This window comes from Bacillus sp. Root131, assembly GCF_001429475.1.
Taxonomy (GTDB): Bacteria; Bacillota; Bacilli; order Bacillales; family Bacillaceae_G; genus Bacillus_A; species Bacillus_A thuringiensis_S.
The window spans coordinates 70527-85368 of the sequence record NZ_LMJQ01000023.1 but is presented as its reverse complement, the minus strand read 5'-3'; the positions used below and the strand labels follow the sequence as shown (position 1 = coordinate 85368).

Sequence of the window (14842 nt, the reverse complement as noted above, 5' to 3'; positions counted from 1 at the left end):
ACCATAAAACTATGAAAATGTCAATATAGTCTAGATTAAATGCATATAAAACAAGGTACTAATTTCTTAATACCTTGTTTCTTATCTTACTTATCTACTTTTATATCTAAGGTTTGTGCAACATGAAATGATAATAAGCAACCATCTTCTGTTTCTCTAATACCGTTAAGAGCATTAATTGGAAGTCTTAACTCTACATCTTTTAATACAATATACCCCTCACTGTTGTTACCATTGTTTACTGACTTTACTAGTTCTTTATTGTTTATAAATTCTTTAACTGGTATATTTATATCTTTACTGATGTTTTTATTAATTGAACTTGTACTTTTAATAGGTACACCTAGTCTGTCTACTTTAATAGTAATTTCTACATGAGTCTCTACTCTACCAAAATACAGATAAAAGCAAGGTGAATCGGTTCTTCTCATTATACTTGTTACATAATTTAAGTCGTAAGAAGATTGCTTGCCATCTAATAGTTTGATTGTAAGCATGTCACCTTCAACTACAACTCCTGCAAGTATACCTTCTAGTTCTTCCAAGTCATGTACAGTAGACCTTCCGATATTTCCTCTACTGAAAGGTTCGAAATTATTTTCTTCAACATGTACTTGTGTTTCCTTTATCTCGTACTCAACTAATGAATTTAATTGGTTTACCCATGTTTCTAAAGAGACTTTTTCATAATTCCTCATACCATCACCTCATGTTATATTATGTTTCTTTGATTAATAACTATACTTAACCAAATAGCTACAAACTTACTTAATACTTAATACAGTTTCTCTAAAGCAATTAAATTTTTCTTTTGGTTTGATAGACCGAATGTAAAACTATTTGCCTTGATTACTGTGTTTCCTTTTCCATTCTTTGAAGTTAGAACAATACTAGTACGAATCATACCTCTCTTTACTTTGATGTGTTCAAACTCTATTAAGTCTATACTCTTCATATTACCTGTATACTTACCCATCATTGTAATTTCTAAAAATAAAAGTCTTTTATTTGTAAAACAAACAATGATATGCTCTATGTCTCCTACTGGAATAATACCGTTTACTAATAATACCCCTTCCTTTGGTATTTGATACACGTAGAAGTAATAAAAGTAGTCTTCTCCTTCTATTTTTATTCCTTCAAATAAATCGTCTAAGTACTCGTTTGTTAACAATCGAATCTTCCCCTTCGTTTGAAACTATTTATTATTTGTTTATTATTTACAGTGTTCTTTTATCAACATTCTACTTCTATATTTATGACTGTTAAAATAAGGAATCGTTTACACTCTTGCTCGTATAGAAAGATTCTAATATGGTTTTATATTTATACTTCTTTGTTTAGTTACTATTTAAACCGAATGCTCTTGAACCTAGTTTTCTTTTGTATAAAGACTCTACTTTAAATACTTCCGTGTCTTTATAGGTATTAGGTAAGACTTGTAGTATTGTATAGGTAAAGTCATTAACTCTATCAGGGTCTTGTTTTAATATCTCCATTAATAACTTATTACCACCATGACCATTGTTTACGTATGTTTTCCATCTACCCCATATTCCCTCTGTATTATAAGCTGAACCTACATATTGTTTACCAGTCTTTGTATCTACAATTAAGTATACCCCTGCTACGATAGATAGTGACTCATGCCAAGACTTATACTTTAAAGGATTATTCACGATACTCTCTAATTCCCAACGTTTTAAGATGAAATCTAAATACCCTGTAAACTTTCTTGTTTCACCTTTTGGTAACATTTGCAACACTTCTAAATCAAAGGTGTTTAAATACCTACACCATGAAGTTGCAACACCTTCCCATTGTACAATAACTCTATTTTCTAAGGTTTCGAAACCATCTACCTTTTCTAAAGTGTATTGCCATTTTGCTTTACTTAATCGTTTTCTTAATTCTTCTGTGGTGTCTATAGATTGAGGTAAACCAGTTACTTCTGTAGGGTTCTTTACTTCATACACACCTATAAATACTGCTTGGCTGTTTTCCAATCCTAAGAAAGATACAATATAATCGCAATTAAATGAGTTCTTACCTTGATATGACTGATATAACTCAAAATTATCTTTTTCATATAACTCTTGTACGTCTATATCTTTATCTACATGCCTTGCAACCTTAATTCGTTTTGTTAAATCTAATCCACATACTTGTAACATATCTTTTAGTAACACTTTTAGTCCTCCTTTATATGAAAAGAAACCTCCACATATAAGTATGGAGGTCTTTTATACTTTTATTTGTTTTAATCTTGCTCTTATTATATTTCTTATGCTCGAACTGTTTCTACAATCCATACAATAGAACTATCAGAAACCGCACAAGTTTGGAACGTTACACGCTCTCCACCACCAGTTCCAGTAACTCTATCCCAGTAGTCTACACCATCTGCTACCCCAATTGCATTCTTTTGGTATACTTTATACACTTTTGTAGTTTTGTAAGTGTATGCTTTTCCATTACCGTCTGTAATAACAAATGATGAAGCATTCCAAATACCATCAAAGTTTCCTGGGCTATGACCAATGAAATGTGTATTCATTCCGTCTTCACCATTAAATGGCGCTCCACCCCAAGTAGAAATCTTGTTTGTTGTATCAATGATTTGCTGTCCTCGACTTTGACCACCGTTTACATATGTAAGTGTTTTACCATTGAAGGTAATTGTCATAGGCTTAGATTTAGGTGCTTCTTGCTTTTGAACAGGTTTAGGTTGAGACTTCGCTTGTTGTGTTTGAGCAACTTCTTGCTTTTGTACAGGTTTAGACTCTTCTTTAGGCTGTTCTGTTGGTTTAGGTGCTTCTACTTTCTTTTCAGTAGGTTGAGGTTTTTGTGCTTCCTCTTTCTTCTCTTCTACTTTAGGTGCTTCTTGTTGTTTTACGTCTACTTTAATTGTTTTAAGAGTTTCATTATTAGATGAATCTTTTACTTTATACGTAATATCATACGTACCTACTTTGTTTGTATCTACTGAACCCACTACTTCGATTTTGCTTGTAATATCTCCATCTACATTATCGTTTGCTGATACCCCATTTAGAAGATTGATAGATTCTCCAAAACTTACTGACTTGTTTTCTGCGTTTATCTCAGGCTTTGCTTTGTCTACTACCTTTAAGATAATCTCCTTTGTAGTTACATTGTTTGATGTATCTGATACGGATACATTTACTTTCTTTTCACCCAGTTCACTTGTGTTAAACTCTGAAACTACTACCTTATTTGAAATATCCCCATCGTAGTTATCAGTAGCTTTCACATGTTCTTTTACATTAAATTCTGAACCTACCCCTACTTCATACGAACCCTCCGATTTGATAACAGGTTTCTCCTTATCCACTACATTGACTTCAATGTCTTTTGTAAAGTGATTACCCATTAGATTTTCTACATCTACTTTTACACTCTGTTTTCCTAGTTTCTTTTCTAGCTTAGTTTTAAACTCCGTTTTTACTACATCATCTGAAGTCTTTACAAGTTTTGCTTGTAATTCTTCTCCATATGCGATAGTCAGTTCAGTTGTTTTAATCTCTGGTTCTTTCGCATAAGCGGTATAACCCAAACCGCCTAAAACAACTGATGATGCCAACCCTAATGACACTAATGCTTTTTTACTTATCATATTCTTTATCCCCTTTTCTTTATCTTACATAATTATTATACCTTAAATATCTATATTTGTCAATATGCATACATTAAGATATACCATATTCATAATATTCTAACTACTAGTTTCATCACTTTAAGCCCGTTTCACTAAATAGTAGGGTAAACAGGCTCTAGAAAAAGAGATAAAGGAATAAATTATACTACAGACACTCAACTCAGCGTAAAGTTACTTGACTTTTCATTTTGTTTTATTGAATCCTTTCTTTTGTATTGGTATTTTACCCTATTAGTTCCCAATTTTACTCTTTATAGTATACTTTTAAGCATGAAAAATACACCAAACTCGTTCTATTGTATAACCTACTTTGTTCTATATAAATATGTATATACTTTTTATCGGCTCTTAAACAAAAGAAAAAGGAATCAGACTGTGTAAACTTTCTACACAACTGATTCCTTCTCTTCGTTTCTATTAAGCTTTACGTCTTCTCGTGAAGTAAACTACCGCTACAATAATAGCAATAACACTTCCGAATAAGATATAAGATGTATAACCAAAGTCACCTGCATTACCAGTTCTAGGTAAGTATCTATCAGGTTTCTTAGGTGGTACTGGCTTTTCAACCTTGTTAGGTTTTGGTGGCTCAGGTTTAACAGGCTTAACAGGTTTTGGTGGTTCAGGTTTTACAGGCTCAGGTTTTACCGGTGGTTCCGGCTTAACTGGTGGCTCTGGTTTAACAGGCGGTTCCGGTTTAACTGGAGGCTCAGGTGTTACTGGTGGCTCCGGTTTAGGTGGAATCGGAGTTACAGGTTCTTCCGGTTTAGGAGGAATTACTGTAACTGTATTAGATTCAACTAAGTCTCTATTATTTAACTGGATAGTAGCTTTATTTTCGATATTCTCGATAGCTACACCTTTGTTAATCTTAGAAGTAATGACTAAGTTTATCTCTTTACCCTTGATTGTTTCCAATTGCTCACGAGTTAATTTAACAGTTACTTCTTGGTTATCAATGTTAACTTTGAAGTTTGTTTCTTTACCATCAACAAGAACTTTTGCACCAACTACAGTTAATCGACTATCAAGGATGTCTTTAATAGTTAAAGACTTATACCCCTCTAATTTATTAGCTACTGTAGTTTTAACATTGTAATCATACTCTTTACCTGTTTCAATAACAATGTGGTTCATACCTTCCACATCTTTTGTTACTTTAGGGTTAACAGGTGGCATTGGTGGAATTACAGTTACTACATTTGATTCAATAGCGTCATTGTCATTTAATTGAATTGTTGCTTTGTTATCAATTAAGTTAACTTCTGTACCTTCTTTAATCTGTGCAGTAATTTGTACGTTTACTTCCTTACCAACTAATTCATCAAGCTGTTTACGACCTAATTTAAGTGTGACAGTTTGACCTTTTACATTAGCTTCTAGTTCACTAGCTACCCCATCAACTAATACAGTAGTTTTTACGATATCTAATCGTTTGTCTAATGTATCAGAGATAGTTAAGTACTTGTACTCAGCTACGCTATCAGCAATTTTAGTTTTAACATTGTAGTTGTAATCTTTACCTTGTTCAATCTCTAAATGCTCTTTACCTTCTACGTCTTTGACGATATTAGGCGTGATTGGATTTGGTGGAATTACAGTTACTACATTTGAATCAATAGAAGGTTTATCGTTAAGCTTGATTGTAGCCTTGTTAGGTACGTTCTCAGCTTTCGTGTCTCCTAATACTAACGCCTTAATTTGTACATTTACTTCTGCACCCATTAATTTGTCTAATTGTTTACGGTCTAATGTAAGAGTAACGTCTTGTCCTTTTACAACCGCTTTTAAATCAGAAACCTTACCGTCTACTAATACAGTAGCACTTACTACCCCTAGTCGCTTATCTAACTTATCAGCAATTGTTAAAGTTTTGTAACCGTCTACTTTATCAGCAATCTTAGTTTTTACGTTGTAATTGAATACTTTACCACGTTCAACTTCTAAATGTTGTTTACCCTCTATATCTTTCACGATGTTAGGGTCTACAGGTGTTGGTGGTACTACCGTAACTACATTAGATTGAATTGCATCTAAGTTATTCATTTGAATAGAAGCACCGTTTGGAATCTTCTCAACTGGAGTTCCATCTTTGATTTTAGAAGTAATTTGGACATTTACTTCTTTACCTTTCAAGTCATCCAATTGTTTACGGTCTAGAACTAACTTAACATCTTGACCTTTTCTTTCAGCTACAAGTTTACTTGCTTTACCATCAACGAATACGTTTACTTCTACTACATCTAAACGCTTATCTAATGTATCAGCAATTGTTAAAGTCTTGTATCCATCAATTTTAGAAGGAATTACAGATTTAACATTGTACTTGTATTCTTTTTCAAGTTCTACTTGAATATGCTCTTGTCCTTCTACATCTTTATGAATGTTTGGAACAACAGGCGTAGGTGGTACTACTGTTACTGTGTTTGAATCAATTTTTGGTTCATCATTCAATTGAACAGTAGCTTTATTATCAATTACTTCGATTGGTGCGCTATCTTTGATTTTAGATGTGATTACTAGTTGTACTTCTTTACCTAGTAATGTATCTAATTCTTTACGGTCTAATTTCAGAGAAATATGTTGACCTTCAACTTTAGCTTCGTACTTGCTTTCTTTATCGTCTACAAGAACTTTTACACCAACGATATCTAAACGGTTATCTAACATATCTTCGATAGTTAGATGTTTATACCCCATTACATTGAATGGAACTACTGATTTTACAGTGTAGTTGTACTCTTTCTCTTTTTCAATTTCAAGACGGTCTGTACCTTCTACATTCTTGTAAATATCAGGTTGTACTGGTGTTGGAGGAATTACTGTAACTTCATTTGATTCAACCAACGGTTGGTCATTCAATTGAATGTTTGCTTTATTATCAATCAGTTCAATTGGAGTACCATCTTTAATCTTAGCTGTAATTACTAAGTTTAATTCTTTACCTTCTAAACCATTTAAATCTTTACGGTCTACTTTAACTGTAACTTTTTGTCCTTCTTTTACAACTTTAAAGTCTGTATCTTTACCATTTACTTGTACTTTCGCATCTACTAAGTCTAAACGTTTATCTAACGTATCAGAGATAGTAATATGTTTGTACCCTGCAACTGATTTAGGGATAACTGATTTTACGTTGTAATCGAATTCTTTTTCAGTGTCGATGATAAGGTGTTGTAAACCTTCTACATCTTTCTCAATGTTTGGTTGGATAGGTGTAGGTGGTACTACGTTAACTACATTAGAATCAATTGAAGGTTTATCATTCAATTGGATAGTCGCCTTATTAGGGATTTTCTCAATTGGTGTACCCTCTTTGATTTTAGATGTAATTTGTAGGTTTAATTCTTTACCTTCTAAACCATCAAGCTGTTTACGAGTTAATTCAAGAACTACGTTTTGACCTGTTACTTTTGCTTTGAAGCTACTTGCTTTACCGTCTACATATACAGTAGATTTGACAAAGTCTAATCTGTCATCTAATGTATCTGCAATCGTTAATGACTTGTAACCTGCAACGCTATCAGCAACTTTTGTCTTAACATTGTAATTGTACTCATTTTTATGCTCAACCACTAGTTCCTCTTTACCTTCAACGTCTTTCTTAATGTTAGGGTCAATTGGAGTAGGTGGTACAACTGTAACAACATTTGAGTCTACTTCAGGCTTGTCGTTTAATTGAACAGTAGCCTTGTTATTAATTGTTTCAATTGGTGTACCTTCTTTAATCTTAGCCGTAATTTGTAGGTTTAAAGTTTTACCTTCGATTGTTTTCAGTTGAGAACGCTCTACGATAAGTTTAACTTCTTGACCTTCAACAACTGCTTTGAATGTAGATGGTTTACCATCAACTAAAACTTTTGTTGATACGATATCTAATCGGTTATCTAAAGTATCTTTAAGAGTTAATGTTTTATACCCCTTAGTATCTTTAGGAATAACTGATTTAACGTTGTAATTAAAGTTTTCTTCATGTTCAACTACAGCGTGTTTCTCACCGTTTACATCTTTTACGATGTTTGGTTCGTCAGGAGTAGGAGGAATTACTGTAACTTCATTAGACTCAATTGAAGGATTGTCGTTTAATTCGATTGTTGCTTTGTTCGGAATTAATACGATACCAGTTCCTTCTTTAATCTTAGAAGTAATTTGTAAGTTCACTTCTTTACCTTGTAATGAATCAAGTTGACTACGAGTTAGCTCTAATTTTACTTTGTTTCCTTTAAAGTCTGCTTTCAATGTACTTACTTTTCCATCTACTAACACTTTTGCGTTTACAACTTCTAAACGATTATCCAGTTCGTCTTTGATTGTTAAAGTTTTATACCCCTTAACATTCTTAGCGATTACTGTTTTTACGTTATAGTTGTAATTATCGCCTTCTTCAACCACAATGTGGTCTAAACCTTCAACATCTTTCTTGATGTTTGGATTCTCAGGCGTTGGTGGTACTACAGTTACTACATTTGAATCTACAGAAGGCTTATTATTCACTTGGATGTTTGCTTTATTTTCGATTGTCTCGATAGCAACATCTTCTTTGATTTTAGAAGTAATTTGAATCTTAACTTCTTTACCTTCGATTTGGTCTAATTGAACTCTTGTTAAGTTAAGAGTAACAGTTTGACCTTTAATATTTGCTACATGAGTACTGATACGACCATCTACATAAACCTTAGCGTTAACTAAGTCTAAGCGATTATCTAATGTATCTGTAATTGTTAATGACTCATACCCCTCAACATTCTCAGGAATAGTAGTTTTAACATTGTATTTGTACTCTTTACCTTTTTCAACTTCAAGATGCTTTTTACCTTCTACGTCTTTTGTAATAACAGGCGTTTCAGGGTCTTTTACATCATGGAAGATGTATTCAAAGGCTAATTGTTTAGAACCGTTTTCTACGATTGTGAACGGATGTTCTTTGCTGTCTAATTGATACCCCTTAGGTGCTTGAACCTCTTTAATGAAGTAATTACCTAAATCAAGGTTTTCAATATAAGCTGTACCGATAGAATCCGATGTGATTGTACCTACAACATTCTTACTAGCGTCTAGGATTTGGAATACCCCACCTTCCAATGGTACTGGTTGGTGTTTAGACTGTGTAAGGCTTGATAGTGGGTTTACTACACTATTCTTCTCTGTCTCTTTTAAAGAATCTAAAAGAGGATTAGTAGTTGAAGTTTTTCTTGCACCTTTTTCTACCAATGCAGGTCCGAATGTGTTAGATTGTTCACCACTTAGTTTGTATAGGTATAATGTTGCTTTTCTGTTCTCAGGCTTAACAGTAACGTTATTTGAGTCTACAGAAGGTTTATCATTTACTTGAATTGTTGCTTTGTTGTTTACGATTTCGATTGGCGCATCATATTTCACTTTTGCTCTAATAGAAATAACAACCTCTTGACCTTTATAGTCTTCTAATTGTTTTCTATCTAACACAAACTTAACATTTTGACCGTCAACTTTTGTTTCAATACCTTTTACTGCTTTACCTCCGATTTTTACATCAGAACCATTAATTGTTAAACGTTTATCTAGAGTATCTGCTAGAGTTAATGATTTATAACTTAGTAAATCCTCAGGGATAGTAGTTTTAACATGGTATGTGAATTCATCACCTTTAACTACATCAATGTGTGCTACATCGTTAACGTCTTTAACAACCTTAGGTGTCTCAGGGTCAACAGGAACTACAGTAACCACATTAGAATCAAGATTGAAATCACCGTTTCTAGTGATAGTAGCCATGTTTGGAACTTCTTCTGCTAAAGTACTTTCTTTCACTTTAAATTGGATTTGAAGGTTAACTTCTTTACCTTTTAAAGTTTCTAATTGTTCTCTAGTGAATGTAACTTCCACGTTTTGACCAGATTTAGTAGCTTTGTAAGAAGATTCTACTCCGTCTACTAATATTTTTGCATCTACTACATCTAAACGCTTGTCTAACTTATCAGAGACAGTTAGTGATTTATAACCACGAACATCATCTACAATTTTAGATTTCACATTGTAGTTGTAAGTTCTTTCACGTTCAACTCGTAAATGCTCTACCCCTTTAACATCTTTCTTGATTGTAGGGTCTAAAGGTAAGAATGGAACTACAGTAACATTGTTAGAATCAACAGATGGCTTATCGTTCACTGTGATTGTAGCTTTGTTATCAATGATTTCAGCGGGTGTACCATACTTGATACTTGCTTCAATCTGTAGTCTTACTTGCTTGTTAGCAAGTTTGTTTAATTCTGTACGGTCTAGAGTTAATGTAACATCTTGACCTTTTACAGTAGCTTTGTAAGAACTTTCTTGACCGTCTACTAATACTTTCACGCCTTTGATGTCTAAACGTTTGTCTAAGCTATCAGCCATTACTACTTTCTCGTAACCACTCAAGTCTTTTGGAATTGTAGTTGTTACATTGTAGTCAAACGCTTTGTCATACTCAGTTTCTAGATGAGTTTTACCATTTACATCCTTAACAATTTGAGGAGTTTCAGGGTCTACTACATCATAGAATGTGAATTCGTATACTGGATGGAAAGTACCTTTTAATTCTTTTAGTTCAAATGGATATTCATTTGTGTCTAGTTTATACCCCTTAGGTGCTTCAACTTCTTTGATGAAGTATTTACCTAATGGTAAGTTGTCTAACTCCACTAAACCGTTATCATTTGATACTACTGTTTCTACTTTACTTCTATCAGCGTTTGAGACTTCGAACTTAGCACCTGCTAGTTTAACTAGGTCTTTGCCTGGTTCTTGACCGTCAGCTAACTGACCGAAGGTATGTTCTTTTTCACCACTAGTTTTTACAACTACTAATTTAGCTGTAACATCTTTTGGTTTAACAGTAACTTCATTAGATTCAACTGCTGGCTTATCGTTTAATGAAAGTGTACCTTTGTTTGGAATCACTTCATTATTTGTTCCTTCTTTTACAGAAGATTCGATAACCAAGTCAATTCTTAATTTACCGTCTTTGTTCATACCAAATGATTCAAGTTGTTCCTTTGTTAAAACGATAGAAACATCTTGACCTTTGATAGTTGGCTTAACATCTTGAATGTCTTTGCTGTTTACTACTAGTTTAGCTGAATGAACATCTAATCTTGCATCTAATGAATCTGATAATTTAATCGTTTTATACCCTTCAAGGTTCTCAATTGTAGTACCAACTTCGTACTTGTATTTTTCACCTCTGAATACGTCTTTATGACTTACACGATTAACTGTACCATCAGTCATATGTTCTAGAATGTTCTTTTCTAACTTAGGTTCGATTGGGTCTACTTTATTGTAGAATGAGTATTTAAACTCTAAACTTGGTGTTCCAGTATCTTTTACAGTGAAAGGATACTCAGTAGAGTCTAATACATACCCCTTAGGAGCAACTGTTTCACGAATGAAATAATCACCCATATCTAAGTCTCGAATATCTACTGTACCAGTGTAATCAGTTGATACCGTGTGAATCACATTCTTACTAGAGTCTAAAATTTCAAATGTAGCACCTGATAATAACTTAGGTTCTTCATTTGCTTTTAATACATCTAGAGGATTGATTACCATGTTACCCTCTGTTACTTCTTTAACAGTTGTACCAAAGAGTTTCTTAGTAACTGATTCAAATGAGTTAAGCCCTTCACCGCTCACTTTCGCAATTGTTACTTTTGCTTTTCGAGGGTTAGGTTTTACAGTAACAATGTTAGATTCAATTGCACTTTCATTGTTTAACTGTAAGTCTGCTTTATTCTCAATTAATTCATAAGGCGCATCGTAATTGATGTAGGCATTAATTTTAAGATTTAACTCTTTACCTTGTAGGTTTTCAATATCTTGCTTTGTTAAGTTGACTTGTAATTCTTGACCGTCTACTTTAACTTTCGCATCGTTATATACATCATACCCCTTATAAAGAGTAGCATACTTATAAGTTAATCGTCTATCTAACTTATCTTTGATTGTTAGAGTTTCATAACCTTTGATGTTCTTAGGAATTTTAACTTTAACATTATACTGATAAGTTCTACCTTTATCTACATCGTGGTGTTCTTTACCTTCTACGTCTTTAGTAATAGTAGGGTACTCAGGAATGTCCATTTGAGTGTATACTTTGTTACCTTCAACGAATGAAGTTCCACCGTTTACAGATACAGCCGCAGAGTTATACGCTTTGTCTTCTGCTTTAAGACCTGTTTTTGGAACAATAGCCCCGAACTCAAAGTCTACAGACTCTTTACTCTTTAACACTTTACCGTTATCCATTACAATCTTGATACCAGTTGCTTTAGAGTAGTCTGTTAAAGTTTTTGACCAATTTAATTTCGTCATTGAGTCACTTGCATTGTCTAGCACCTTGTCAGTAGTGTAGTAAACCGTAAATCCTTGTGGGGCGTTAATCGCACCAGTTAACGTATTACTGTACATACTTTCTCGACTTAGGTACTCTCCTCCATCGTTAGGAACAATCGCTCTGTCTCCTTTGAATGGTAACACGTCATACACGGTTACTTGAGGAACATCTACATCTAAATGGTTTTTAATATTTAGTTTATAGTTGGCTTTTTCACCATATTTGACGAATACCCCGTCAGTAGACCAAACTTTGTTCTTTGCTAACTCTTCGTTTTGAACCGATTTTGTTAACACGACTTCTTTGTTTGGCACATATACGTAGTAGTCTTCAGAATAAACAACTTTATCATCCGTTTTACTGTTCTCATTGAAGTCGAACTTGTCTTGAGCGTCTTTCTTGTACTCAATACCCATGTTCTCCATATCATCAAATACTAGGTAAGCTTGGTTGATGTTTGTACCTTCTTCTGATAAGTCATTCGCAATAGCTGTAAATCCAACTTGCGGATATTCCTTACTAGTATAAGGTGCAAAGTCTCCTGCTTTCATATCCTCGAATGTCCAAACAATTGCAGTTTGACCAGAGTTTTTATAGTTAGGTATTACTTCACCTTGACGACTGACAGATGATTTAACTACAGTCATACCTTTAGGTAGTAAGTCTATAATTTTTCCACCTTTGATTACTGTTTCAGCATCTAAGTTAGAATCAGCACCATGAATGAATAGACGGTTGTGAAGTTCTCCACCTTTAAGTACCTTGTCACGAGAGTTCGTGATTTCCTTACGTAAAGAGATACTTTCTTTGAATTCCACTAAAGGAATATCATCTTTGTCTGTACCTTCGGCTTTATAGATTACTTTACCATCAGTAGGGTTTTGAATTTCCCCTTTAAATGAAGCTTCATTTTCGAATAGGTTTTTACTAGCATCTTTTGTGTCATATTTCACGTCTTTTGGATTCGAAATTTTTACATAAGCTAAGAACTGGAAGAACTTCGCACCATCAAGTTTTGCAACTTCATAGCGATACCCCTTTGTACCTTTAGGGAAGTTATAGTACTTTCCGTCTTTAGTGATTTGTTTTTCAGTAACTTTGCCATCTTCTTCGATGTACGCTATTACCTTTTCACCCTCACCGTTTAGCGTTTGTACTTTCGTGAACTCCATACGCTTATCTAACGCATAAGTACCGTCTTTACGTTTATAATCATCAATTACTACGTTATGTAACGGCATAGAATTGGGATTTTTAAACTCAATACGGTATGTGTAGTCTAAACCTTTATAATGTAACGAGTCTTTAATTGTAGCATCTTCGCTTCTTTTCTTTGTAAATACGAAACCTACTGGTTTTGCATCTAATACAAAGTCAATACTCGCTTTGCTCTCAACTTTAGGCTCATAACTTTCAGCCTTTTCAGGAATGTAAGTTTTTGTTACATTATTCGTATAAGTACCATTAACTTTTCCGTTAGGGAATGTTAATGACAGTTTTAGCTTACTTAACTTGTTAGCTAATGTACCGTTTGTACTCATTCCGATTTCTTCATTTAAAGATACTGTAGTTGATACTGATTTACCATCAGCACTCAACTTCCAATCAGGGTTTGCTTTTGGGTCAAATTTAGCACCTTGCGGTAATGTGTCTACTACTTCGATGGCTTTAAAGTAACGGTAATTATCTAAGAATTCAAGGTCTGTTGAGAATGAAAACTCAACTGGCACTTCTGTTCCTTCTTTAATTACCCCTTTACCATCGTCTATACCAGCCCACACCATGCTACCGTTTTCTTTCTGTCCGTTAACATACTTTTGAGAACCCGGTTTCTTGTAAGTTACTTTGTATGAAATTTCGTTTGCTTTCTTTACTAGATTTAATTTAGAATCCATTAAAGAAGCCATCGGTTTCATTTCATACATATCAGGAGTTAACCCTGCTTCCACAATAAGTTGTACTGGGAATGAAAGAGTTGTACCCCCTGCAAGTTGAGGGAATTTGATATAAGCAACTTTCTTATCTCCCTCGTCTGCATATGTAACTTCGCTTGCTAACTCTGGTTTACTGATATGGAGAGGTTCTCCCCAGTCTCGTAGGTACTTCTTCTCTACCTCTACTTTAACTACATAGTCAGATAATAATGTAACGTTACCCGATACATCTAAGTTTACCTCATACGTGTAATCTTTACCTGCTTCAATCAGTCGTAATGGGTCACCATTATCGTCTGTTTCTACGTAATTTTGAGATAGTTTTACTTCGTCTGTAGAAGCTAATTGTGCCTGTTCCTTCTTCTGCTCATCCGTTAAGGCTACGCCTGTAGGGTTTGCATTAGTTGTAGACACTTTCGGCTCTACTACCGTTTTCTTTTCGTCAACTGGTTGCCCTTTGTTACGCTCTTGTTCCTCTGTAGTAGACTTAGGAGTTTTGTCATTCGTAACTTCCTTCTTGTCCATTTCAGAGGTTTGAACGTCAGGACTTACCGTTGGCTCTTGAACAGCTTTTTCTTGTTCAACTTTGACTTCGCTTTTTGCTTTGTCACCAGTGATAGTCTCTGCACCTGCTACTACAGGTTGCATAAACGTAGTGAAAGCAATTACCGTAGCCATGACCGCTGATAAGTACTTCTTCTGTTTCAAATTAACACCCCTTTTTCCTAGTATGGAATACTACGTCTCCATAGGATGAAAGGGTCTTTTGAAGGAACACTTACGTCCTACTTCAACGCAGTAATTCTCAACAAAAATTAAATTGAATTATCTATAGGTTTCATGCCCGTAACCGAAGTTCGTAACACTACCCCT

At 34.2% G+C, this 14842-nt stretch carries 5 protein-coding genes; all 5 read right to left on the bottom strand.

The features are described 5' to 3' along the window. Positions 1 to 86: 86 nt before the first annotated feature. Complete coding sequence (locus ASE54_RS24870; protein WP_001246921.1) at positions 87 to 698, bottom strand: hypothetical protein; 612 nt, start codon at positions 696 to 698, stop codon at positions 87 to 89. Between the two features lie 77 nt (positions 699 to 775). Beyond that, on the bottom strand, positions 776 to 1174 hold the full coding sequence (locus ASE54_RS24865) for a PH domain-containing protein (protein ID WP_000957118.1): 399 nt from the start codon (positions 1172 to 1174) through the stop codon (positions 776 to 778). Positions 1175 to 1340: 166 nt separating this feature from the next. Further along, positions 1341 to 2189, bottom strand: coding sequence for a GIY-YIG nuclease family protein (locus ASE54_RS24860; protein ID WP_000924700.1), 849 nt, complete (start codon positions 2187 to 2189; stop codon positions 1341 to 1343). 95 nt (positions 2190 to 2284) lie between these two features. Continuing rightward, entirely contained in the window at positions 2285 to 3637 is a 1353-nt protein-coding gene (locus tag ASE54_RS24855; protein WP_000623949.1) for an immunoglobulin-like domain-containing protein, read from the bottom strand. A gap of 459 nt (positions 3638 to 4096) precedes the next feature. Beyond that, a complete protein-coding gene (locus ASE54_RS24850) occupies positions 4097 to 14677 on the bottom strand; it encodes an isopeptide-forming domain-containing fimbrial protein (RefSeq protein ID WP_000810633.1) in 10581 nt (3526 codons plus the stop codon). Between the last annotated feature and the right edge of the window lie 165 nt (positions 14678 to 14842).